Raw genomic sequence first — 22,739 nt, 5'->3', positions numbered from 1 at the left:
TACGGTGCGCGTCGTCAGGTACCGCCTGGTAGGAATCATGGGAATCCAGGGCGAAATGCTGCCTCGCGAACCGGACCCTTCTATGGGTTCTGTCAAGGGGCTAACACGCGTAGCTGACGAAAAACTTTGCGCAGGATATACCGCTTCAGAATACGTTTGATCTCCCGGTAGCTCAGCCCCTCAGCCTTGCGTTTCTCCACATATTCCTTGGTCCGTGGATCGAACTGCATCCGCACCTTGGCAATGACGTCCACCGCTTGATTCAGCTTCCTGTCGCCATGCCGGTTCAGCCGGTGCCGTACCGTGTTTCCCGAGGAGGCCTGCAATGGGGCTACCCCGGCCATGGACGCGAACGCAGCTTCGGAATGCACCCGGCCAGTGTGCGAGTACGCGATCAAGATCCACGCGACGGTCACCGGCCCGTACCCGAACTCGGCGGCCAGCCCTGGGGCCATTTGTTCATCGATCTCGGCCATTTGCTCCTTGTTCGCGGCCAGGAGTTTGTCAGCGTCCAGCACGGCTACCGCGAGGCGGATCGCTTCGGCCCTGGCGTAGCGTTGTGCCACCGAATCGGTGGGATGTTCACGCCAGGAACTGACCTGTCTGACCTGCTTGTCCGTCAGGGCTTTACGAGCATCAACCCCGAGGTCGGTTTCCCGCACCAGGGCGTTCAAGGCGTTGCGGTTCCGGGTGCGTTCAGCATCGATGCGTTCGCGGCTGGCGACCAGCACATTCAAGGCCGAGCGCGTGCCTTCGGCGCGGGGCGTGAGCAGACGCTCGGTGTCCTGATAAACGATGCCCATGGCTGCTGCGGTCGCGTCGATCTCGTCGGTCTTGCCCACCCCAGCGCGGGCGTGCTTGCGTGGTGGTTTGACCTCGATGACAGTGAGGCCGGCCTCGGTCAGGACATGGGTGATGGTGGCCCCGTAAGACCGGGTTCCTTCTACCGCGGCCAGCAGGTCACCCGTGGTGCGTTTGGTGATCCATGCCAAGGCCCTGTTCATCCCGTTAGAGCTGGTTGGAAAGGTCTGGCAGTCTTCCCGGGTTCCTGTTCGGGTGTTGACGATTGCGTAGGTGTGGGTTCGTGCGTGAGTGTCGATTCCGATGACGTAGTCGTATTTTTCTGCGACGATGGTCATGACGGTTTCGCCTCCTTCACCGGTTGGTTGCCGTTATGGTTGGCGCCGGTCCGGGAAAGGTTCTTGGCAGGCGGTTCTCTAATGAGTCACGCACCCTTAAGGGTGTGGACGGCCTTCTATGAAGCCATGTCAAGGGGCCGGACTGGTGTCACCAGCCACGACGGACACGTCCGGTAAAAGTCACTTCGATTTCTCGAAGGACAGAAATAGTTTGAGTCACATCGTAGCTGGTGGCATCTATCCTGCCAGCGGGTCCCAGACCTGCCAATAACCATTAGAGAAGTAGTTCTCCTGCCGCCACCGGCTACTCATGGTGTACAGCAACTCTGCGGCGGATAGTTCGGTGTTGCCGGTCAGCAGGTGGATCTGCCGGGTGTCCCGCCCGGTGGCTTCCCGTGCCTGGGTGCCGGTACCCACGATGCGGGTGATCTGCCGCATCTCAAACCGGGTCTTGTTCTTCTCCGGCCCGTATTCCAGGGTCACGGTGGTGTCAGCGACCTGAGCGTACTCGTGCACCACACCCCACTGGTCGGTAAACGACTGCCGGGTGAACAAGCCGGTGTCCACGTTCTCGGTCTCGCCCTTGCGCCAGGTCAGCGGATCAAACCCGGCCTGCATCAGCTCGTGGAACAGGTGTGGGGACCAGCCTTCCCGGTCGAACCCGAACACCACCCGCCGCCCACCACCGACCATGCTTCGTAGGGTAAGGACCAGCCGGCGCAGCTCACCGACCAGGGAGGAGTTCGGTTCGGCCATGACCATGAACACCGGCGCCCCGTTGTGGTCGGCGATCCAGGTTTCCATGGTTGCCGGGGTCGGGAACTTCAACCGGGTCGAGTACTGCTTGGCGGTCTTCTTCGTGCCTTGGTAGGAGCGCACATGCCCATCCGCGTACAACACCAGCCCCAACCCGTCCTCAGCGCCTTGGGTGGTCAGGTGGTGGCGGCCCAGTGCTTCCAGCAAGGCCTCGGCCTGTTTCCGGGCGGCCAGTTCCCGGTGCCTGCGGCGCACGGTTTGCACCTCCGGGGCACGGTCCATCCCCAGGATGCTGCCGAAGGCGACAGGGTCCAGCCCGGTGGCGCCCTCCGCCCGCGGCTCCCCGGCCAGGGTGCGCAGGACGGTTTCCAGGAGCATGGTATCCAGCCCGTACAACCCAGGCCGCAACGACCCATACACGGCGTGCACACACCCACCCAGGCCTGTGTCCTCCAACGCCGGCAACGCGAGCAGCAGCCCGGCGTACGGGATGCGCGCCGAGGCGGTGAATACCGGCGCAGCCTCGGCCAGTCCGCCGATACTGGCCTCGACCCGTTCGTGGGTGCGGGGTTCCGGGTCGGCCAACAACGGCAGCTCCTCCTGCACCATTGACTGGGGCTCCCCACCGTGATCAACGGTTGGAGCTGTGGAGGATGCTGGTTGTCCGGTGGCCGGGTCCAGGGTCATGGCCCGGCGCACACTGAACTCGCAAGACGCCGGCTTGTTCGGCGGCGGCGCGGTTCGATAACCCGGAAGCCTTTAACCCGTGGATCCGGGCGATCAGCTCACCGGTGAGTTTCGAGCCGCCCTTCGGACCGGTTTTCCCGGTGACCAGGGCACGCAGTCCTTAACTTTCCAGGGCGCGGTGCCACCGCCAGATCGTGCCTTCACCGGCCCCGAAGGCCGCAGCGATCTGGCTCGCGGTTGCGGCCTTGATCCGCCACAGGCCCACTGCGGTAGCCCGGCGGGCGGCGGCATCGCCCGTGTCCCAGACGTAGGCCAAGAGGCCGTGGAGGAACACCTGTCCGCCGTGCTCGTCTTCGAGTAGGCCCACGGCCTGACCGATCGGGGTCGCGTCGGGAACGGGGTTGAAGGTGAAGAAGGGTTCAGCGCTCATCAACCCCATTTTTCACCCTTCACGACAGTCAGATTGTTTACACTAATTCCATCGCGGATGGGTGGGGCTTAAAAGTGCTGGAGACCGGGTATTCCCTGATTTTTCGGGGAACTTCACCCGGTCGCGATCCAGCGATATACAGAGCCCTGGGGCTGTTGCGCTTTACCCATAAGGAAGTGCTGAGAAGGCGGGAAAGAAGTATGAAGCCAGCTTGTTAGTGTAGAAATTTCGTCATGCCTCAAGTCCTATGCTGATTTCGGCATAGGACTTGAGGCTTCACAAAGGTTAATGTGAGATTAACGCGTCGGGATCGACGTCTTTCGGAGTCGCTTTCGAACTGTGACCGCTATAACTGCTAGCCAACCAGCGTCATCCATCGCTCATGCAGTTCGGAGATGATCTCGTCCATGGCCGAGGCCGGACGCTCGGCGATGACATCGGTGCCATGCAGGGCCGCCAGCAGGGCCACGGCGTAGGCATCGGCTTCCGGGTCGCGCGGTTCCTCGGCCACCGGTTCCCCGTCCTCCTCCGCAGCCTGTTCACCGAAGTAGGCGTTGTAGGCGGCGGCTGGTTCCAGCTCCAGGGTGGCGCGCACGGCGTCGATCACCTGGCGTAGCGACTCGGCGGCGGTGCCGGACAAATCGGCCAGCTGCGCATCCCAGCCGGCAGCCGCAGCGGTGCCCTCCTCCAACGCCGAGCGCAGGATCACCGCGGCGGCCGCGGCGGTGGCTGCCGCCTGCTCACCGTGGGTGAGGTAGGCCGCGGAGCTGGCCAGCGATCCGGTGGTGGCCACCGGCACGCGGGCCACCAGTGCGGTGACCGCAGCGCGCGGCAGCACCCCGCTGGAGTCGTTCCCAGCTCCGGTGGGGCGAGCCGCGTAGCCCATGTCGGGGGAGTCCATTCCCGAGAGGTTCAACCCGTCCCCGGCAGCCAGACCCTCGTGGCGTTCGACCTGGGCGAACTCCGTGTCGATCCAGCGTGGCTGCGGTTCGGGAGCGGAGGCCGGGAAGGATCCGGTCAGCTGTTTGTAGGCGCGCAGGCCGGCCAGCCACAGGCAGGCGGCCTCGTCGCTGGCGACCCCGTCATTGGCCCATTCCAGGGCCTCGAGCAGGCCGTCGGCCAGGAACAGGGCCAGGATTTCGGTGGCGCCGGGCTCATGCCCGTCACGGGCGTGGACCGCACCGTCGGCCAGTCCCAGCAGGATGCCGAAAACCTTGTCTGAGTAGTCAATGGGCAGGGTTGCGAATTCACCGGTATCAGTCACAGCACCCATTCTAATCTGCCGCGCCAGTGCCGTGGCACTTCACGACTGCGTGGTGCCGCAAATGGCCAGGAACCTGGCGGCGGGGGCCGGTAGCGGACGCCCGGGTCGCCAGATGGCGCGCAGCTCGCGGCGCAGATCGGGGCCGGCGATGGGCACCTGGATCAGCCCGTGGGTGGTGGCGGCCCCGTCGATGGCCAGCCGGGAGACCACGGCCGGACCCAGACCCGCGGCCACGGCCTGGCAGATCGCGGCATTGGAATTGAACTCGACCAGCGGTGCACTGCGGGAGCTGCCGGTGTACTTGTCCAAAAAGGCCCGGGCGCCGGACCCGGTTTCGCGTTCCACCAGTGCGGTGGCGGCCAGTTCGGCCAGGGACACCGGTTCACGGTCCTGCGCCCACGGGTGCCCTTCCGGGACGATGAGCAGCAGCTGGTCGCTGCGTACCGTGCGGCTGGCCAGCCCGGGCGGGATATCCGGGGTTTCGACAAAGCCCAGGGCGGCCTCGCGGGCCATGACCGCGGCGATGACATCCTCGGAGTTCATCACCCGCATCCTCGTGCGGATTTGCGGGTCCTGTTGGCGCAGTTGGCGGATCCAGCCCGGGGCGAGGTATTCGGCGATGGTCATCGAGGTGGCGAAGCTGAATTCCTCATCCCGGGTGCCGGCCAGCGCCTGAGCCCCGGTCCACAGGGTGTCGAGGCTGGAGAGCACCTCGCGGGCCCACTGCACGGTGAGTTTGCCCTCGGCGGTGAGCTGGGATCCGGTGCGGGTCCGGGTGACCAGCTGGTAGCCCAGCCGGCGTTCCAGGGTACGCAGGGCCCGGCTGGCGTTGGGTTGGGCCATGCCCACCGCCCGGGCCCCGGCACTGAGGCTTCCATGGTCGGCGATGCCCACCAGCAGGGCCAACGAGGAGATCTGCAGCCAGTGGCCGATGCCGGTGGTGCGCGAAGTATCCATATCAGCATCATATGTCGTGATAGCCGGTGTGTGGCTACCAGCGGGCCGGTAATTGGTGGAAGCTGGGGGTATGCCATTGGAAAAGATCCCCACCGCCCAGCTCCCTGCCGCGAAGCCCGGACCCGGTGCCCGGATTCCGGGTCTGCTGGTGTGCCTGGCCGGCGGCGGGCTGTCCTGGCTGGCCGCGCAGGTCGCCCCGGTCAGTGCCCTGTTGATCGCGATCCTGCTCGGTGCCCTGTGGCGCAACCTGGCCCCGGTCCCGGCGGTGCTGGACGCCGGGGTGCAGGTGTCCGGCCGGCGGTTGCTGCGCCTGGGGATCGTGCTGCTGGGCCTACAGCTGTCGCTCTCGGGCATCCTGGGGCTCGGCCCCGGGGTGCTGGTGGTGGTGGCGCTCAGCGTGGGGGTGACCTTCGGCGCGAGCCTGCTGATCGGCAAGTGGCTGGGGCTGGCGATGCCGCAACGGCTGCTGATCGCCGCCGGGTTCTCGATCTGCGGGGCGGCGGCGGTGGCCGCGTGCGCTGGCACGGTCAAGGCCACCCGGGAGCAGGTGGCCACGGCGATCGGGCTGGTGGTGCTCTTCGGCACGCTGCTGATCCCGTTGGGTCCGGCGCTGGGGATGCTTGTGGGTTTCGACGATGAGGCCACCGGCATGTTCATCGGTGCCGCCACCCACGAAGTGGCCCAGGTGGTGGCCGCCGGCGGAGCGGTGGGCGCCTCCGCCCTGGCGGTGGCGGTGACCGTGAAACTGGCCCGGGTACTGCTGCTGGCCCCAGTGATGGCCGGGGTGGGCCTGTACATGCGCCGCACGCACTCGATGGGGGCCGGGACCAGGCCTCCGCTGGTGCCCCTGTTCGTGGCCGGGTTCATGGCGGCGGTATTGCTGCGCAGCACCGGGGTGCTGCCCGAGGTGGTCCTGGATATCGCCTCCTGGGCGCAGACCTTCCTGCTGGCCACCGCGATGTTCGCCCTGGGGCTCGGGGTGCACCTGCGCAGCATCATTCGCACCGGGGGCCGTTCGCTGGTGTTGGCCGCGGCGGCGACCGTGGTGATCATCCTGGTCTCCCTGGCCGGCACCGCGCTCTTCCCGCCGGCTGGCTAGCCCCGATGTCTCAACTGTCCGGCCGATTGCCTAAGCTGAAACCATGCGATTGCTACATACCTCGGACTGGCACCTGGGCCGTTCCTTCCACGGTGCCTCCCTGCTGGAGGACCAGCGTACGGTGCTCGAGCATCTGGTGGACCTGGTCCGCCGGGAGAATATCGATACGGTACTGGTGGCCGGGGACATCTACGACCGGGCGCTGCCGCAGGTGGATGCGGTCAGGCTCTGCAATTCGATCCTCTCCCAGCTGCGCGGGGCCGGTGCCACCGTCATCCTCACCAGCGGAAACCACGATTCGGCCGCCCGGCTCGGTTTCGCCGCCGAGCTGATCGACGCCGCCGGGGTGCATATCATCGCCGATATCGAACGGATGACCCGGCCGGTGGAACTGGATGCGGGGGACCACCGGATCGCGGTGTACGGCATCCCGTACCTGGAACCGCGGATGGTCATGGGCGAGCTGGGGGCGGCGAACCTTTCCCACGCCTCGGTGGTGGCCGCGGCGATCGAGCGCATCAGCACCGACCTGGCGGCCCGCCGGGCCGCAGCCTCCCAGCCGGTACTGGCCTTTTCCATGGCCCACCTCTTCGCCGCCGGCGGGGTGGGCACGGATTCGGAGCGGGAGCTGAGCGTGGGCAACCTGGATGTGGTGCCGGTCGAGCTGTTCGAACCCTTCGACTACGCGGCGCTCGGCCACCTGCATGGCAAGCAGCGGCTGGGCGAGCGGGTGCGTTACAGCGGTTCCCCGCTGGCCTACTCCTTCTCCGAGGTCAACCAGCACAAGGTCGTCTGGCTGATCGACACCGAGGCCAGCGGCATCAGCGCCATCACCGAGATCGCCCTGCCGGTGCCACGCAAGCTGGCCGTGCTTCGCGGCACCCTGGATGGGCTGCTGGCCGACCCCGCGCTGGAATGGGCCGAAACCGCCTGGTGCCAGGTCACCCTGACCGATACGGACCGTCCGGCCGATGCCATGGCCCGGATCCGCTCCCGCTTCGAGAACACCGTGGTGTTGCTCTTCGCCCCGGAGAACCCCACCCGTGACCAGCGGGTCAGCTACGCCGAACGCCTGGCGCAGGCCAAGAGCACCGCCGAGGTCTGCACCGATTTCATCGACCATGTCCGGCACCGCCCCGCCGATGACGCCGAACAGGAGCTGGTCACCGTTGTGATCGGTGCCGTGCGTGAAGGAGCCCACGAGCAGTGAGAATCCACCAGTTGTCCATCCAGGGTTTCGGGCCCTTCGCCGGGACCGAACAGATCGACTTCGACGAGCTGGGCAGTGCCGGGTTGTTCCTGCTGGATGGTCCCACCGGCGCGGGCAAGTCCAGCATCCTGGACGCCATCTGCTACGCCATCTACGGGTCGCTGCCCGGCAACCGGCAAGGCAGCCGGCAGATCCGTTCGGATCACGCCGCCGAGGGGCTGAACCCGGAAGTGCGCCTGGAATTGTCCATCGGTGAGCGCAGGTTCGAGGTCACCCGCTCCCCGGCCTGGATGCGTCCCAGCAAACGCGGCAAGAACAAGTTGACCGAGGAAAAGGCCAAGAGCTCGCTGCGCGAACTGGTGGACGGGCAATGGCAGGGGCTCTCCACCCGCAACGACGAGGTCGGCCTGACCCTGGGCACCGTACTGGGGCTGGACCGCGAACAGTTCACCAAGGTGGTGATGCTGCCCCAGGGCGGGTTCGCCGACTTCCTGCGCGCCAAGGACACCGAACGCGAGAAGCTGCTCGCCCGGCTCTTTGACACCCGCGACTATGCCGCGATCGAGGAGGAGTTCGCCACCCGGCTGGCCGCGGCCCGCAAGGACACCGAAAGGATCGAACACGAGCTGGCGGCGCTGGAGAACCAGTTGCGCTCCGATGCCGGCCAGGCGCTGGCCGCCGCCGGGGTGCACCCTGCGGCCCCCGGGGAACCGGACCCGGATTTCGGGCAGCTGGAAGAGCAACTGGCCGCGGTGGAGGCCTCCTGCTCCGCCACCACCGGGCAACGCAAGGGGCAGGTCGCCGCCGTACGCCGTCGCCACACCCAGCTGGACACCCGGCGCCGGGTCTTCGAGCGGTTGGCCGAACTGCGCCAGATCCAGAAGGAGCATGCCGACGGTGCCGAGGCCGCCGGCCAGGCCGCAGCCGCCCTGGCCCTGGATACGAAGGCGGTTACGGTACGCGCCTACCAGCGGCAGGCGCATGAAGCCACCGGGAACCAGGCCGCCGCGGAAAAGCAACTACGTGCCGCCTTCGCCGCCTTGCGTGCCCACGACCCGCGGCGCGAACCGGGCCGGGATCAAGCGACCCTCACCGAGCTGGCCACCGAGCGTGAGGAAGCCACGGGGCAGGTCTCGGTGATCCGCGCCGCCCTGCCCGAAGAGGAACGCAGGATACAGCTGGCCGCGGAGCAGCAACGGCTCAACGAACTGGCCACCTCGCAGCAGGCGACAGCGCACAAGGCCGAAACCAAGGCCGCACTGCTGGCCGCCGAGCGCGCCGAACTGGAAACCCAGGACCTGGATGAGGTGGCCGCGGCCACCGAGGTCCACCAGCTGCAGCAGCGGGTGCAGGCAGCCACCCAGGCCGAGGCACAGGTCGGGCAGCGTGATGCCGCTGCCGACAAGCTCGAAGCGGCCAGGGACCGGCGCAGCACCGCGGCCGAGGCGCTGGCACGCAAACAGGACAGCCAGCTGCAGGCCCAGCGCCAGCTGCTGGCCCAGGGCGCGGTGCGGCTTGCCGCCGCGCTGGAACCGGGAGAAGCCTGCCTGGTCTGCGGTTCCACCGAGCACCCGAACCCGGCCCGGGCGGCCGAGGGAGTGGAGCTGGTGGACGAGCAGACGCTGGAGGCGCTGGAAGCCGAGGTCACCGCGCAGCGCGAGATCGTCGCCGGCCACGATGCCACCATCGAGTCGCTACGCACCACCTACCAGGGCCTGGTGGACCAGGTCGGGGAACTGACCCGCACCCAAGCCGCCGAGCAGTTGGCCGAGGCCAGCACCGCATTGGATGAGGCGACCACGTCCCGGAAGGAGACCACCGCACGGGCCAGGCGCCTGGGCAGGGTCCTCAAGGACGCCCAATCCCTGACCGAACAAGCCACCATCGCCACATTGGCCGCAACCACGGCCGCGGAACAGGCGGCAGCCAGCGGCCGCCAGCTGGCGGAGCTGGACGCTCGGCTGGCCTCCCTGCGCGGCGAGTACCCTTCGCTGGCGGAAAGGCTTTCGGCAGCCGAGGAACACCAACGGATCATCGGCACGGCCCACCAGCGCCTGGAGCGCTGGATGGAGGCGGCGCAGGCCGCCACGACGGCCACCGGGCGCTGGCATGGCGAACGGGATTCAGCCGGTTTCGCCACCGACGAGTCCTACCGTGCCGCCCTGTTGGAACCGGAGACCCGCAGCCGCTTCGAGAAACTGCAGACCGGGCACCAGCGCCGGGCCGCGGCCATCGAGACCCTGGGTGCCTCGGCCGATGTCACCCAGGCCTTGGCCTTGCAGGAGCAGGGGGTGAACCCGCCCACGGACGAGGACCTGGCCGCGGTCGCAGGGGAACTGGCAGCCGCCGAGGAACAGCATGAGCTGGCACGCCAGGCGCAGGCGGTGGCCGCCAGCGCGGTGGGCCGGCTGCATGAGGGACGGGACAGGCTCGCCAAGCGGATCGAACAGACCGGCCCGGTCATCGAATCCTTCCGCCGGCTCAAGGCGCTGGCCGAGGTGGTGCGCGGGGGCGGGGAAAACCGGCTGAAGATGACCCTGAGCACCTATGTGCTCGCCGCCCGGTTGGAGGAGGTCGCCGCCGCGGCCACCGAACGGTTGCAGGTGATGAGCTCCGGACGCTACTCGCTGCACCATGACGATGCCACGCGCGGCAACGCCAAGTCCGGGCTCGGGATCCGGGTGCATGATGCCTGGACCGGCAAGGACCGCGAAACCCAGACCCTGTCCGGTGGCGAGACCTTCATGGCCTCGTTGGCTCTGGCCCTGGGGCTGGCTGATGTGATTTCCCACCACTCCGGGGCGGTGGACATGCAGACTCTGTTTGTCGACGAGGGCTTCGGCTCACTGGATACCGAAACCCTGGAGCTGGTCATGGAGGCACTCGAATCCCTGCGCTCCGGCGGCCGGGTCATCGGGGTGGTCTCCCACGTCTCGGAGATGAAGCAAAGGATCACCAACCGGCTCACGGTACACAAGACCCGGGACGGGTCCACCGTGCTGACCAGCACCGAGGAGGTATTGCTGGGTTAGTATCCGGTGCTGATGATCATGACGTGGTGGTCATGGAATCACCGAACCGCGGTCCTCGAGGTGAACCGCCCTCGCCTCCTGCCTCGTATTACCGGGACGGGCGGTGCGAAGTGTGGGTCAACATCCATGGCTTCGATCTTCCTGGCGAACTGTTCCACCAGTGGCTTTTCGATGAAGCCGAAATCCCGGTCCGCGTTCAGGACGACGGCCTCGGCCAGCGACGACATAGGCAGCGATCAGGCAATCGAACCCAGCCGCCGCTGGCATCGGCCCGCTGTCCTACAGCGCCGGTTGGATATCCACCACCGCCGATTCGCTCGGGTGCGCACCTGCCGCCAGCAACTCATCCATCTCTTCGCTGGACTCCGCGGCCGTCCTCGCCGAATGGCGGTACTCAAGAACCTCGGGCGGGCGCTGGCTTCGATGCTGCCGTCCGGATGAGGCAAAGCCGCGGCGGATCGCCACCGTCCTGTAGCGAAGTTCAGCATTCGCCTCTCCGACAGGGGCAGGCCTCGTTTTCCGGGCGCTTTAGCCGATTCAACGTGCTGGGCTAGACACCCGGTGGGAGGCCACGTATCTTGAAGGTAGCGCCTGTCGGCGTGTTTGGGTTATCTGCGCGTTGCGGGGTGAGGGACAACGCGCGCTTTTGTATGGGAGAAAATTGACCCAACATTCCAAGTCTGAGGTGAGTGCCACGGACTCGACGAATTCAACCGGTTACTCTTCTTTGGTCCCATTGGTGGGGCGCAGCTACCTGCCGTTGGCCTTCTTTGCCCGGCTGCCGTTGGCGATGCTGACCATCGGATCGATGACCCTGGTCACCGCCACCACCGGCTCCTACGCCCTGGGCGGGCTGGCGGCGGCCATGGTGGGCCTGGGCTCCGCGGTCGGCGGTCCGACCATCGGCTATCTCGCCGATCGGCTGGGCCAGCGCCGGGTGCTGCTGGTGGCCGCGATCCTGCACACCATCATGCTCGGCGTGCTCACCTGGTACGGCAATACCGGCCAGGCGCTGGTCCCCACCGTGCTGGTGATCATCGCCCTGTGCACCGGGGCCACCGGCCCGCAGGTGGGACCGATGTCCCGGGTGCGCTGGATATCCATTACCCGCACCCGGCGTTCGAACCCCAAGGTGCTCGGCGCAGCCCTGGGCATGGAATCCATGCTCGACGAGCTGGGCTTCGTTTTCGGCCCGGTGGCCGTGGGCTTCCTGGCCTCGATGCTGCATCCGGTGCTGCCGCTGCTCATCGCCGCGGTGATGACCGCGGTGCTGGTCCCGCTGTTCGGGGTGCACCGCACCGAACGTTCGGTGGTACCGACCCCGAAAAACACCATCCGCGCCAAGGCCAGCAGGGCCCAGCTGGCCGCCGTCGGCTCACTGGTGCTGGGCATGATCGGGCTGGGCACCGTCTTCGGGGCCTCGGCGGCCGGAACCCTGGCCTTCGCCGGGGCCATGGGGGACTCGAACCGCGGCGGCATGCTCTATGGTGCCGTGGGACTCTCCAGCGCCGTGGCCGCCCTGTCGGTGGCCATGTGGCCTACCGCCTTCAAGAACACCTCGCGGTGGGTTGCCTCGGCCTCCTTCCTGGCGCTGAGCAGCATCCTGCTGCAGATCCCGCAATCCACCGGGCTGATGCTGCTGATGCTCTTCGTGGTGGGCTTCGGCGTGGGTCCGATCATCGTCGTGGTGATGACCCTGGGCGGGGAAGTGGCCCCGGCCGGACGGCTGTCCACGGTGATGACCATGCTCTCGGCTGGCATCGTGGTGGGCACCGCGATCGGCAACGGGCTGGCAGGTCTGTTGGCCGAATCCATGGGCTACTCCGGGGCCTACTGGGTGTGCACCGTGGCCGCGGTGGTGATCGCGCTGGCGGCGTTGGTCATGAAGCTGCTGGTGGCGCGCGCTCCGCAGCTGGCGCAGTCACCCTCTGTGGCAGAAATTGACTCCAAGGCTAAGTAGCGAGTAGCGGATCCGGCCAGATGGCCGGATCCGCTGCTGATTGCGGCACATGGAGAGCCGGTTACCCCAGCTCATCGCTGATGATGATCGCCGATTCCTTCAATGCGCGGACGATCTTTTCGCTTGACTGGACCGTGCTGGTGGCGAAAACCACTGCCAGGGCCGCCGGGGCGGTAGTGGTGGTATTAAGCGGTACGGCGATCGAGGTGACCCCGTGGATGACCTCGTTCTCACTGGTTGCATAACCATCCACCCGGGCTTCGCGTACCTGTTCGCGGTAGGGCACACCGGTCTCCAGCGCAGCCCACTGGGCGGGGGTGTACCTGGACATGATGGCCACCGGAGGGGCCCCGACATCCATGCCATGGGTGGTGCCCGGGCGGTGCACAATGGCCCGGTGCGAGTGGGCCGGTTCCACGGAGATCAGCGTGGTGCACATATCGTGTTCCCATACCGCCAGGAAGGCGGTCATGGACAGTTCGTTGGCCAGCTTGGTCAATTCGGGAAGGGCGGTGTTCTGCAGCTCACGCTGCACGGATCGGGCTAGCGCGGCCAGTCCGGAGGCCGAACGGATGCGGCCTGACTCGTCGCGGGTCAGTAACCGGTGGTCCTCGAAGGTGCGCAGGATCCGGTAGGCGATGGAGCGGTGGACATCCATCTTCTCGGCGATTTCGGCAATCGACAGGTTCGTGGGGGAATCGGCGACGATTTCCAGCATGCGTACACCGCGCGAGAGAGTCTGTGAAGCTGACATATTCCCTATATTTCCCTTTTGATCCTGGGCTGCTGTCCCAAGACACACCCTGTTTGCCCGGCTATGACGACCGTCACCTACTGCAGTCTAGCTGTTCCCTCTCGGAACAGCTAGTTCGTTTTTTGAACGAATCATCGTTTCGCTGGGCTTTCTTGGTGCGCGTTGGTTGAAGGGGGTGTTGGTGCATCCGGGATCTTGCTATCCTTCGGGCACTGTCAACGGAAAAATCCTATCCATCGCGCGGTCCGGGATCGTCGCGATGGGACCGGGGGAGTCATGGTGAGTGCCCAGCCGACCGGAACCAAGGCAACCGATGGGGCGCTGGAGCTGCGTCGGGATTTCGCGCTGGCCCCACGGGAATTGTGGCATTACCTCGTTGACCCTACGGGAACCGCTTTGTGGTTCGGGCCTTGGCATGGCGATCCCGGTAGCGGGAGCGTGGAGGTGGTCCTGAGCGTCGAGGAAGGCGCTCCGACCCAGCAGGTGGACATCCTGCACTGCGATCCGCAGGGTTTCGAGCTCACGGTCCGGACCGGCGAAGGTGAAGGTGTCTGGCGGCTGGAGCTGGCAATCACTGAAACCAATGACGGGAGCCAGCTGATCTTCCGCATGCCGGGGCTCGGCCCGGCCATGGCCGGATCGGTGGGGCCGGGATGGGATTTCTATCTGGATCGCTTGGTCACTGCCGCCAGGGGAGGCGACCCCTCCGGCGTGCTCTTCGAACCGGATTATTACCCGGCGCTGAAGGACTACTACGAGGCCCTGTTCCTGCCCGACAAGCCAGCGGATTGATGGCGTACTTCAACTACTTCTCGATCCGTAGAAAAACGCTCTTGTGAGGTGTCTCACCGATGTACTATGCTTGCTTCCTGAGTTACCGTCTGAACGGTCGGTAACTATAGACACCGCAAAATTGAGGGAACCACATGTCGAATACTGTCATCAATCGCAGGCGGGAAGAACGGCGCGTGCTCGCCGGCACCCTGGTCGGTACCACCATCGAATGGTACGACTTCTTTATTTTCGCGCAGCTGACGGCCACGCTGCTGACTCCGCTGTTCCTGGCCCCGGTGGGCGAGGCGAATCCGGGGCTGGCCCAGATCCTGTCCTTCGCCATGATCGGTATTTCCTTCTTCTTCCGCCCGCTGGGCGCCGTGGTGGCCGGAAACCTCGGTGACCGCTTCGGTCGCAAGCGTGTGCTGGTGATGACGCTGATCCTGATGGGTGTGGCCACCACGCTGATCGGCCTGTTGCCGACCTACGCACAGATCGGCATTGCCGCACCGATCCTGCTGGTGCTGCTACGCATCCTGCAGGGCTTCTCCGCCGGTGGCGAATGGGGCGGCGCTGCACTGATGAGCGTGGAGCACGCCCCGAACCACCGCCGTGGCTTCTTCGGATCCTTCCCACAGATCGGTGTGCCACTGGGCATGATCCTGGCCACCGGGCTGCTGTTCGTGCTGCGCATCTCGATGACCCCCGAGCAGTTCCAGGCCTGGGGCTGGCGTATTCCGTTCCTGCTCTCGGTGGTGCTGATCCTGGTGGGTCACTTCATCCGCCGTGCCCTGGAGGAATCCCCGGTCTTCCAGGAGCTGGCCGAGCGCAAGAGCGAGGAGCACACCCCGCTGCGTGACCTGATGCGCACCAACGCCAAGCAGGTCATCCAGGCGGCGCTGATCTTCATCTCGAATAACGCCGCAGGTTACCTGGTGATCGCCTTCTTCATCGCCTACACCACCAATGTGCTGGGCATGGAGCTGGCACCGGTGCTGCTGGCCACCACCATCGGCTCCTTCGGCTGGTTGTCCTTCACCCTGCTCGGCGGCTGGCTCTCGGATAAGATCGGACGCCGCAACACCTTCGTGCTGGGCTACGGCATGATCTTCGTGTGGATGATCCCGATGTTCATGCTCATCGATACCGGCAATATCGTGTTGTACACCGTGGCGATCTTCGTGCTGACCATGGGCCTGGGACTGTCCTACGGACCGCAGTCGGCCATGTACGCCGAGATGTTCCCGGCGCACATCCGCTACTCGGGCATCTCCATCGGCTACGCGATCGGCGCGATCCTCGGCGGCGCCTTCGCCGCCACCGTGGCGCAGATCCTGCTGGAGACCACCGGAAGCTCCACCTCGATCGCGATCTACATCATGGTGCTGACCGTCATCTCCGCCGGTGCGGTGCTCTGGGTGGGTGAAACCCGCCACCGGTCGCTGGGTGTGGCAGGGTTCCATGCCGATGGCACCGCCAAGATCCCGGGCGTACATCCCTAGAGGGAGAATTCCCGCAGGCATATAAACGAAGCCGGGTAGTGGGCGAGGAAACTCGCCTCCTACCCGGCTTCGGGTTTAACCACGACGCCTGAAATCCACAGGAATCCCGGGAATGACGTGGGAAATTCCCTGAAATCAGGGTGCGGACGGGGACCGCTGGGAACGTTCCACACGCGGTATCCGTTTGTTTGCCCAATGGACACCCCAGCGTAGATCTTGCTCCGTAGCGTCACCAGTGAGCCGAGGATATCCCGGCATCCACCAGTGGTCTACGGAGGAATCGTGGCAGTCGACACCCCCGAAAGGGAACGTTCCACATCGCGCGAACACCTGGCGATACGGACCGGTACGTTGCATTACCGGGCCAAGGTGGCGTTGCGCCACCCGGCGACCCTCATCGGTCTGGTCCTGATCGCCCTGTTCGGCTACCTGATTGTCGCGCCGGTCATCTCGCTGCTGCTTAGCGGCCTGCAGGTGGGATTCGGCGATGAGGCCAAGACCGGTGCCGCGGCCGGGGACTTCACCGGCTACTACCTGGAGCGGGTCTTTGATTCTCCGGTGTCCTCGATCATCTTCTATGGCCCGCTGCTGAACACCCTGCTGGTTGCCGGGAGCTCCATTCTCCTCGCGCTGGCGATAGGTGTTCCGGTGGCATGGCTGTTGTCCCGCACTGACTTGCCCGGCCGGCGCTGGTTCTCCGGCGCGCTGATCATCCCCTACATGTTGCCTGCCTGGACCTTCGCCCTGGCCTGGACGACCATCTTCAAGAACCGCTCCAGTGCCGGCCAGCTGGGCTGGATGGAAGCCATCGGCTGGGAACCGCCGAATTGGCTGGCCTACGGCCCGCTGCCCATTGTGGTCATCTTTGCCCTGCATTTCATCCCGTTTGTGATCCTGCTGGTCACCAACGCCATGAAGAACCTGCCCGGGGAGCTGGACGAGGCCGCCAAGATGCTTGGCGCCACCCCATGGACCCGGTGGCGCCGGATTACCCTGCCGCTGATGCGCCCGGCCGTGCTCTCCGCGGCAACGCTCATGTTCGCCAAGGCCATCGGCGAATTCGGCGTGGCCTACGTGCTGGGCATGCCCGCGGGTTTCCAGGTGCTCTCCACCACGCTCTACCAGAGCATCTCCACCCAACAGGCCGGGGTGGCCGGGGTGATCGCGGCCGTTATGGTGGGGCTCGGTGCGATCTCGCTCATGGTCGACATCAGGTTCCTGCGCGAAGCCCGCCGGTTCACCACCCTCTCCGGGCGCAGCGGCGCCTCCCGTAGTGCCAGCCTTGGCCGCTGGCGGGGTGTGGCCTGGGGCGCGACCGCGGGATTGTTCTTCGTCTCGGTGATCGTCCCGCTGGGCACCTTGCTGCTCTCCACCCTGATGCGGATTCCCGGGAATTTCTCCGCCTCGAACTTCACCCTCGACTACTGGATCGGCCACGACCTGCCCACCGCCGGGTTCACCAGTGGGGTGCTGGTCTCGGCCCAGACCTGGGCTGCGGCCTGGAACACCATCTGGATGGTGGGCCTGGCCGCCGGGATCACCGGCATCCTGGGCCTGCTCGTGGGCTATGTGGTGGTCCGCTGCCCGGTGCCCCGGCTGGGGAACACGCTGCGGGTCATCACCTTCATGCCCTACCTGGTGCCCGGGATTGCGTTCGCGGTGGCCTACTTGTCGCTGTTCGCCGTGCCGCGCGGGCCCATCCCGGCGCTCTACGGCACCGCGGCCATCCTGATCCTGATCATGGTGGCCGACGAGATGCCCTTCGCCTCCCGGGCCGGGGTGTCGGCGATGATGCAGCTGGGGAACGAACCGGAGGAAGCAGCCCAGAGCCTCGGGGCGCGCTGGTCACGCCGCATGCGCACGATCGTGATCCCGCTGCAACGCAGCGCCCTGGCCAGTGCCACGCTGCTGCCCTTCATCTCCGGGGTACAGGGCCTGAGCCTGGTCATCATCCTGGCCACCCCCGGAACCCAGCTGCTGACCACCCTGTCGATGACGTTGATCGACTTCGGGTACACCCATGCGGCCAACGCGGTGGTCGTTGTGATCTGCGCGATCGCCCTGCTGGGTAGCTGGGCGACACAGCGGCTGTTCCGCAGCAACCTCGCCGCAGGCCTGGGCGGCTGATCCGCTGCCCCCACCCTTGACGAACCATCCCCGCACGACGACACCGCAGCACCACCAACAAGGAAGGCATCACATGAAAAAGCACCAACCACACCGCATCGCTGCCATCACCGGCTTGGCCCTGGGGGCACTGCTGCTCAGCAGCTGCGCCGGATCGGCCCCCGCCGCGCCGCCCGAAGAACAGGCGGCCGGCGACAGCACCGGGGACTTCAACCTTCAGGAACTGGTCACCGCCGCGCAGGCCGAGGGACCGATCACCGTGTATGACAGCACCTCCAAGATCGAAACGATGGCCGAGGAGTTCACCGAGAAGTACGGCATCGAGGCCACCGGGGTGAAGGTCGATGCCGCTGAGGCCATCGAGAAAGTCACCCGCGAAGCCCAGGCGGGCAACGTGGTCGGTGACGTGGTGGCGATCTCCGACCTGCCGGCGTTGAAGAACCAGCTGCTGCCCAACAGCTTTGTCTACAGCTGGGTCCCGGGGGACCTGGCCGAATCGATCCCGGAAAGCATGAGTGACCCGCTGGTCATGATCACCGACCCGAGCTTCTTCGCCTACAACACCGAGGTCCACGACACTTGCCCGGCCTCCAATATCTGGGATCTGACCACTGAGGAATTCACCGGCAAGCTGGCCTTCCAGGACCCGGTGGGGGACAACGGCTACTTGGACTGGTTCAGCCAGCTGGAGGGCTTCGGTGAGGAGGAACTGCGCACCGCCTACCGGCAGGCCTTCGGCGAGGAACTGGAGACCGACCAGGACTCGGCCGCGGCCGAATGGGTGGCCCGGCTGGCGGCCAACAACCCGATCCTGACCAAATCCAGCGAGGAGGCTTCCGAAGCGGTGGGAGCCACCGGCCAAGAGGATCCGCCCATGGGACTGATATCCAGCGCCAAGTTCCGCAATATCGACGAAAAGGGCTACACCCTGGGCGTCTGCGAGGGCCTGAGCCCCTGGGTAGGCAAAACCGCACCCAAGGGCATCACCATTGCCACCGGCACCGACAGCCCGAACGCCGCCAAGCTCTTCGTGCACTACGCGCTGACCGCCGAGGGGATCGCCCCGCAGATCAACGACGGGAAGATCTCCTCCAATACCGATATCACCCAGCCCGCGGATCCGGCGAATGTCGGGGCGCATCTGGACGCCCTGTTCCAGTTCGACAACGCCGGGCTGGATACCGACTGGGCCAACCGGGAGAAATGGCAGGACCTGTGGCGCACCGCGAGCAACTAGCCCAGGCACCGCAAGCGAACACTCAAACCGAAAGGAGCCGGCAACCGATGCTGCGGATAAGCCTGGAAGGGGTAGGCAAGACCTACCCCGGCAATGAGCGGCCGAGCGTGGACGGCGTGGACCTGGAGGTCCAGCCGGGGGAGTTCCTCTGCCTGCTGGGCCCCTCGGGCTGCGGCAAATCCACCACGTTGCGCATGATCGCCGGGCTGGAGCACCCGGATACCGGAAGGATCACCCTGGGCGAGCGCGTGGTGGACGATGTCGCAGCCGGCACCCGGCTGGATGCCGAACGCCGCGGGTTGGGCCTGGTCTTCCAGAACTATGCCCTGTGGCCCCACCTGACGGTGCGCGAGAATGTCGAGTTCGGCCCGGCGGTGCAGAAACTGCCCAGGGCCGAACGCCGGGACCGTGCCCACGAGGCGCTGGCCACCCTGGCGATCTCCGAACTGGCCGAACGCTACCCCTCGGCGCTTTCCGGAGGGCAGCAACAGCGGGTCGCGATCGCCCGGACGCTGGCGGCCCGGCCGCAGATCATGCTGCTGGACGAACCGCTGTCCAACCTGGATGCCCGGCTGCGCCTGGAGATGCGCGCCGAATTCCAGCGGCTGCACCGGCAGACCGGCAACACCATGGTCTTCGTCACCCATGACCAGTTCGAGGCGATGACCCTGGCCACCCGGATCGTGGTCATGGACCAGGGCCGGATCCAGCAGGTTGGCACCCCGTTGGAAATCTACAATCGCCCCGCCAACCGCTTCGTGGCCCAGTTCATGGGCAACCCGCCGATCAACATCCTCGAACGCGGCGAACCCGGGGCGGCGGCGCAACGTATCGAATCCTGGTTCGAGGCACGGGGCCTGGATGTCGCCTCGGCCGGTATCCGCCCCGAGGACCTGCGGTTGCAGCCGCAACTGGCCGGTCCCGACGCGCTGGACCTGCAGCTGGAGGTCAGCGCGCTGCTGCCCACCGGGGGTTCCTGGATCATCGAGCTGGGCGACGGGACCCGCAGGTTCTTCGCCACCAGCCAACAACGCCCCGAGGTCACCTGCGGCCAACGGATCACCGCCTGGGCCGCAAGCCAACACATCCACCTGTTCGACCGCGCAGGAATGCGCCATCAACCCCTGGAGGTGGCCGCATGAGCCGCACCGATTCCCTGCCCCGCGGACTGTTGCTGGATTTCGGCGGGGTGATCGTGAACTCAACCAAACCCGAAGGCTGGCAACAACAGGTCACCGACGAGATCCTCGGGCTGCTGGACGGGGTGTCGGATGTCGGACGCGAGCGGCTGCTGGGGGATATCACCGCCGGCGCGGTGGCCGCCGGACTGTGGCGCAACGCCATGTCCCGCCCCCGCTATCCGCGGGAACTGGACCAGCGCAGTTACGTCATGGACTTCATCGCCGCGGACTGGCCGCAACCGGCCCGGGAGGCGATCGAGCCGCACATTGCCCGGGTCTGCTACCTGATCAGCGACCGCAAGGAACAGCGTGAGCTGCGTGAAGGCATCGAAGAGCTGCTCATCTGGTGCCGGCAGGTCAAGCTGCCGGTGGCGATCGTCTCCAACGCCATGTGCGGGCAGGTGCACCGGGACTACCTGGTCGAGCGCGCACTGGATGGCTACTTCGCCGCGGAACTGTATTCCGATGAATGCGGGATCCGCAAACCCAACCCGCACTTCCTGGAACAGGGAGCCGCTGCGCTGGGGCTGGAGGTGGCCGATTGCTGGTATGTGGGGGACCACCTGGACCGTGACGTGCTGTGCGGGGTGCGGGCCGGTATCGGGGTGAATGTGCTCATGCCCTCCCCGGGCAGCACCCCGCGGCCCTTCACGGTGCCGGTGAGCGCCGACCTGGTGCTGGACACACCCGAAGAGTTATTGAACGAAATGAGGAGCATTCATGAACGTGCATGAACCACTGGCCGAGGCGCAGGCCGAGGTGCCGCAGAGTCCCGCGCAGCTGCGTGCGGTGGCCGAACAAGCGGCCCTGCTGGCCGGGGACTACCTGCGCACGGTGTTCCGCAGCCGTATGGAGATCGACTACAAGCGCGACCGCCACGACCTGGTCACGGTGCATGACAGGGCGGCGGAGGACCTGATCGTCCCGTTCCTGCTCAACCACGACCCGCGGTGGTGCATCGTGGGAGAGGAAAGCGGGATCCGCGGCGGGGACTCGGCCGTGACCTGGTATGTGGACCCGATCGACGGCACCTCGAACTTTGCCCAGGGGCTGGCGTTCTTCTGCGTGTCCCTCGGGGTGGAGATCAACGGGCAGCTGGCCGCCGGGGTGGTCTACGACCCGATGGCCGACCGCCTGTTCAGCGCCGACGATGCCGGGGCCTGGCTGGACGGGCAGCCTCTGCGCACCGGGGCGACCCAACCGGATGGGGCCGCCACCATGATCACCGGCTACCCCACGGCCAACGACCTGGCCTGCGATGGGCAGCAGGCGCTGGCGGACCTGGGCTTGCTGATCGACTCCTTCTCCTCGCTGCGGCGTACCGGATCCGGGGCGCTGACCCTGGCCCACGTGGCCGCCGGTTGGACGGACTGCGCCCTCGGCGGATCGGTCAACCCGTGGGATGTGGCCGCCGGGGCGCTGATCGTGCGCCGGGCCGGGGGAAGCTACCGTCCGCTCTGGCTGGGCGAGGATGCCGCGGACCGTCCCGACCATCACGCCCCGGGTTTCGTGGCCGAAGGCCCCGGGGCACACTACCCGGCACTGGACCAGTTCGCGCGGAACCTGGAACGGCGGCGCCGGGGAGCATGAGCCGGACACCGCAGCATGCCCCCGGCCCGGAACCGGAGGCCGAAGCCCGCCGCCCGACCATCGTCGACGTGGCCCGGCACGCCGGGGTCTCCAAGTCGCTGGCCTCGCGCGCGCTGCGCGGGGACGCGGGGGTGAGCGGACCCAGCCGGCTGCTGGTGCAACAGGCCGCCGGGGCGTTGGGCTACCGGCCGAATTCCGCGGCCCGTTCGCTGGTTCGCGGGGTCTCCGGGCTGATCGGGGTGGTGCTCAACGAGATCGGCAACCAGCACCACACGGAGATCGTCGCCGGGGTAGAGGACCAGGCCCGAACGCTCAACGCCAGCGTGCTCATCGGTCACGGCGGGCACTCCGCCCTGGAACTGTGCCGGCAGATCGACACCATGATCGAACTGCGCGTGGACGGGCTGGTGATCGTCTCCTCGTGGGTGCCCGGCGAGGTGCTGGAACGGGCCGGCGGCGAGGTGCCCACGGTGCTGCTGACCCAGGTCGACAACCCGCCGCCGGTGATTGACACCATCGCCAGCGATGATGTGGCCGGGGCCAGGATGGCCACCGAACACCTGATCAACGCCGGCAGCCGGCGACCTGCCTACCTCACCCGTTCACGCAGTGCCACCAGCCGGGCGCGCACCGAGGGGGTCCTGCTGGCCTGCCAGGCAGCCGGACTTCCCTGGGCCGTGGAGCAGTTCGATCCCGGGCAGCAGCGGCAGCTGGCCGAACTGGTCGGAACCGGCCGCTACGACGCGGTGCTGTGCAACAACGACCTCACCGCCGCCGAGGTGATCCGTGCGGCCCACGACCACGGGTTGCGCATCCCCGGGGACCTGCAGGTGATCGGCTACGACAACACTCGGCTGGCCAGGTTCCTCTTCCCGAGCCTGAGCAGTGTCGACCAGCCGCAGTACCTGATGGGGCAGCGGGCCGTAGCCGCCATCACCGAACGCCGGGAAGGGCGCACCACGGCGGTGCGTGAATTCTATACACCGCAGCTGGTCGAACGCGCGTCCACCGGCCAACCGCACAACTGACCACGCAAGGGA

At 66.5% G+C, this 22,739-nt stretch carries 19 protein-coding genes; 13 read left to right on the top strand and 6 right to left on the bottom strand.

Going from position 1 to position 22,739, the window contains the following annotated elements; translation table 11 throughout:
* Positions 1 to 92: 92 nt before the first annotated feature.
* The 5 genes from OK351_RS13780 to OK351_RS13760 all read right to left on the bottom strand — a co-directional run bounded on the left by OK351_RS13780 (position 93) and on the right by OK351_RS13760 (position 5,233).
* Positions 93 to 1,139, bottom strand: coding sequence for an IS110 family RNA-guided transposase (locus OK351_RS13780; protein ID WP_265159979.1), 1,047 nt, complete (start codon positions 1,137 to 1,139; stop codon positions 93 to 95).
* Between the two features lie 237 nt (positions 1,140 to 1,376).
* Positions 1,377 to 2,582, bottom strand: coding sequence for a putative transposase (locus OK351_RS13775; protein ID WP_265159977.1), 1,206 nt, complete (start codon positions 2,580 to 2,582; stop codon positions 1,377 to 1,379).
* Between the two features lie 160 nt (positions 2,583 to 2,742).
* Positions 2,743 to 3,012, bottom strand: coding sequence for a hypothetical protein (locus OK351_RS13770; protein WP_265159974.1), 270 nt, complete (start codon positions 3,010 to 3,012; stop codon positions 2,743 to 2,745).
* Positions 3,013 to 3,367: 355 nt separating this feature from the next.
* Positions 3,368 to 4,276 carry an ADP-ribosylglycohydrolase family protein gene (locus OK351_RS13765; protein WP_265159972.1) on the bottom strand — a complete coding sequence of 303 codons (909 nt, stop codon included), beginning with the start codon at positions 4,274 to 4,276 and terminating at the stop codon, positions 3,368 to 3,370.
* A gap of 39 nt (positions 4,277 to 4,315) precedes the next feature.
* On the bottom strand, positions 4,316 to 5,233 hold the full coding sequence (locus OK351_RS13760; RefSeq protein ID WP_265159970.1) for a LysR family transcriptional regulator: 918 nt from the start codon (positions 5,231 to 5,233) through the stop codon (positions 4,316 to 4,318).
* A gap of 70 nt (positions 5,234 to 5,303) precedes the next feature.
* Here OK351_RS13760 and OK351_RS13755 point away from each other — a divergent pair, with 70 nt between their 5' ends.
* From OK351_RS13755 to OK351_RS13735, 5 genes are all read left to right on the top strand, one after another.
* On the top strand, positions 5,304 to 6,332 hold the full coding sequence (locus OK351_RS13755) for a YeiH family protein (RefSeq protein ID WP_265159968.1): 1,029 nt from the start codon (positions 5,304 to 5,306) through the stop codon (positions 6,330 to 6,332).
* 43 nt (positions 6,333 to 6,375) lie between these two features.
* Positions 6,376 to 7,542, top strand: coding sequence for an exonuclease SbcCD subunit D (locus OK351_RS13750; RefSeq protein WP_265159964.1), 1,167 nt, complete (start codon positions 6,376 to 6,378; stop codon positions 7,540 to 7,542).
* Positions 7,539 to 10,574, top strand: a complete 3,036-nt coding sequence (locus tag OK351_RS13745) for an AAA family ATPase (protein WP_265159962.1) — start codon at positions 7,539 to 7,541, stop codon at positions 10,572 to 10,574. Before OK351_RS13750 ends, OK351_RS13745 begins: the two co-directional genes overlap by 4 nt.
* Before the next feature lie 126 nt (positions 10,575 to 10,700).
* On the top strand, positions 10,701 to 11,015 hold the full coding sequence (locus OK351_RS13740; protein ID WP_265159959.1) for a hypothetical protein: 315 nt from the start codon (positions 10,701 to 10,703) through the stop codon (positions 11,013 to 11,015).
* Positions 11,016 to 11,301: 286 nt separating this feature from the next.
* Positions 11,302 to 12,534 carry an MFS transporter gene (locus OK351_RS13735; RefSeq protein ID WP_265159956.1) on the top strand — a complete coding sequence of 411 codons (1,233 nt, stop codon included), beginning with the start codon at positions 11,302 to 11,304 and terminating at the stop codon, positions 12,532 to 12,534.
* Between the two features lie 61 nt (positions 12,535 to 12,595).
* Here the strand turns inward: OK351_RS13735 and OK351_RS13730 are convergent, their stop codons facing one another.
* Entirely contained in the window at positions 12,596 to 13,288 is a 693-nt protein-coding gene (locus tag OK351_RS13730) for an IclR family transcriptional regulator (protein ID WP_265159954.1), read from the bottom strand.
* A gap of 276 nt (positions 13,289 to 13,564) precedes the next feature.
* Here OK351_RS13730 and OK351_RS13725 point away from each other — a divergent pair, with 276 nt between their 5' ends.
* From OK351_RS13725 to OK351_RS13690, 8 genes are all read left to right on the top strand, one after another.
* A complete protein-coding gene (locus OK351_RS13725) occupies positions 13,565 to 14,080 on the top strand; it encodes an SRPBCC family protein (RefSeq protein WP_265159951.1) in 516 nt (171 codons plus the stop codon).
* A gap of 134 nt (positions 14,081 to 14,214) precedes the next feature.
* Positions 14,215 to 15,564: an MFS transporter gene (locus OK351_RS13720; protein WP_265159948.1), complete on the top strand. Its 1,350-nt coding sequence runs from the start codon at positions 14,215 to 14,217 to the stop codon at positions 15,562 to 15,564.
* Between the two features lie 282 nt (positions 15,565 to 15,846).
* Positions 15,847 to 17,691 carry an ABC transporter permease gene (locus OK351_RS13715; RefSeq protein WP_265159945.1) on the top strand — a complete coding sequence of 615 codons (1,845 nt, stop codon included), beginning with the start codon at positions 15,847 to 15,849 and terminating at the stop codon, positions 17,689 to 17,691.
* A 73-nt stretch (positions 17,692 to 17,764) separates the two neighbouring features.
* Positions 17,765 to 18,928 carry an ABC transporter substrate-binding protein gene (locus OK351_RS13710; RefSeq protein ID WP_265159942.1) on the top strand — a complete coding sequence of 388 codons (1,164 nt, stop codon included), beginning with the start codon at positions 17,765 to 17,767 and terminating at the stop codon, positions 18,926 to 18,928.
* 47 nt (positions 18,929 to 18,975) lie between these two features.
* Complete coding sequence (locus OK351_RS13705) at positions 18,976 to 20,070, top strand: ABC transporter ATP-binding protein (protein WP_265159940.1); 1,095 nt, start codon at positions 18,976 to 18,978, stop codon at positions 20,068 to 20,070.
* Positions 20,067 to 20,843 carry an HAD family hydrolase gene (locus OK351_RS13700; protein ID WP_265159938.1) on the top strand — a complete coding sequence of 259 codons (777 nt, stop codon included), beginning with the start codon at positions 20,067 to 20,069 and terminating at the stop codon, positions 20,841 to 20,843. The genes OK351_RS13705 and OK351_RS13700 overlap by 4 nt, the downstream gene beginning before the upstream one ends.
* Positions 20,830 to 21,699, top strand: coding sequence for an inositol monophosphatase family protein (locus OK351_RS13695; RefSeq protein WP_265159935.1), 870 nt, complete (start codon positions 20,830 to 20,832; stop codon positions 21,697 to 21,699). Before OK351_RS13700 ends, OK351_RS13695 begins: the two co-directional genes overlap by 14 nt.
* On the top strand, positions 21,696 to 22,727 hold the full coding sequence (locus OK351_RS13690; protein ID WP_265159933.1) for a LacI family DNA-binding transcriptional regulator: 1,032 nt from the start codon (positions 21,696 to 21,698) through the stop codon (positions 22,725 to 22,727). The genes OK351_RS13695 and OK351_RS13690 overlap by 4 nt, the downstream gene beginning before the upstream one ends.
* Positions 22,728 to 22,739: the final 12 nt, after the last annotated feature.

Source organism: Glutamicibacter sp. MNS18, assembly GCF_026107515.2.
Lineage (GTDB): Bacteria > Actinomycetota > Actinomycetes > Actinomycetales > Micrococcaceae > Glutamicibacter.
This window is presented reverse-complemented; position numbering and strand designations above follow the sequence as displayed.

Excerpts from the sequence above, each read along its gene's own strand:
- OK351_RS13705 (WP_265159940.1), top strand. The coding sequence starts at position 18,976 with ATGCTGCGGATAAGCCTGGAAGGGGTAGGCAAGACCTACCCCGGCAAT.
- OK351_RS13770 (WP_265159974.1), bottom strand. The coding sequence starts at position 3,012 with ATGAGCGCTGAACCCTTCTTCACCTTCAACCCCGTTCCCGACGCGACC.
- OK351_RS13755 (WP_265159968.1), top strand. The coding sequence starts at position 5,304 with ATGCCATTGGAAAAGATCCCCACCGCCCAGCTCCCTGCCGCGAAGCCC.
- OK351_RS13740 (WP_265159959.1), top strand. The coding sequence starts at position 10,701 with ATGGCTTCGATCTTCCTGGCGAACTGTTCCACCAGTGGCTTTTCGATG.
- OK351_RS13775 (WP_265159977.1), bottom strand. The coding sequence starts at position 2,582 with ATGACCCTGGACCCGGCCACCGGACAACCAGCATCCTCCACAGCTCCA.
- OK351_RS13695 (WP_265159935.1), top strand. The coding sequence starts at position 20,830 with ATGAACGTGCATGAACCACTGGCCGAGGCGCAGGCCGAGGTGCCGCAG.
- OK351_RS13720 (WP_265159948.1), top strand. The coding sequence starts at position 14,215 with ATGTCGAATACTGTCATCAATCGCAGGCGGGAAGAACGGCGCGTGCTC.
- OK351_RS13750 (WP_265159964.1), top strand. The coding sequence starts at position 6,376 with ATGCGATTGCTACATACCTCGGACTGGCACCTGGGCCGTTCCTTCCAC.
- OK351_RS13700 (WP_265159938.1), top strand. The coding sequence starts at position 20,067 with ATGAGCCGCACCGATTCCCTGCCCCGCGGACTGTTGCTGGATTTCGGC.
- OK351_RS13710 (WP_265159942.1), top strand. The coding sequence starts at position 17,765 with ATGAAAAAGCACCAACCACACCGCATCGCTGCCATCACCGGCTTGGCC.
- OK351_RS13780 (WP_265159979.1), bottom strand. The coding sequence starts at position 1,139 with ATGACCATCGTCGCAGAAAAATACGACTACGTCATCGGAATCGACACT.
- OK351_RS13730 (WP_265159954.1), bottom strand. The coding sequence starts at position 13,288 with ATGTCAGCTTCACAGACTCTCTCGCGCGGTGTACGCATGCTGGAAATC.
- OK351_RS13725 (WP_265159951.1), top strand. The coding sequence starts at position 13,565 with ATGGTGAGTGCCCAGCCGACCGGAACCAAGGCAACCGATGGGGCGCTG.
- OK351_RS13690 (WP_265159933.1), top strand. The coding sequence starts at position 21,696 with ATGAGCCGGACACCGCAGCATGCCCCCGGCCCGGAACCGGAGGCCGAA.
- OK351_RS13760 (WP_265159970.1), bottom strand. The coding sequence starts at position 5,233 with ATGGATACTTCGCGCACCACCGGCATCGGCCACTGGCTGCAGATCTCC.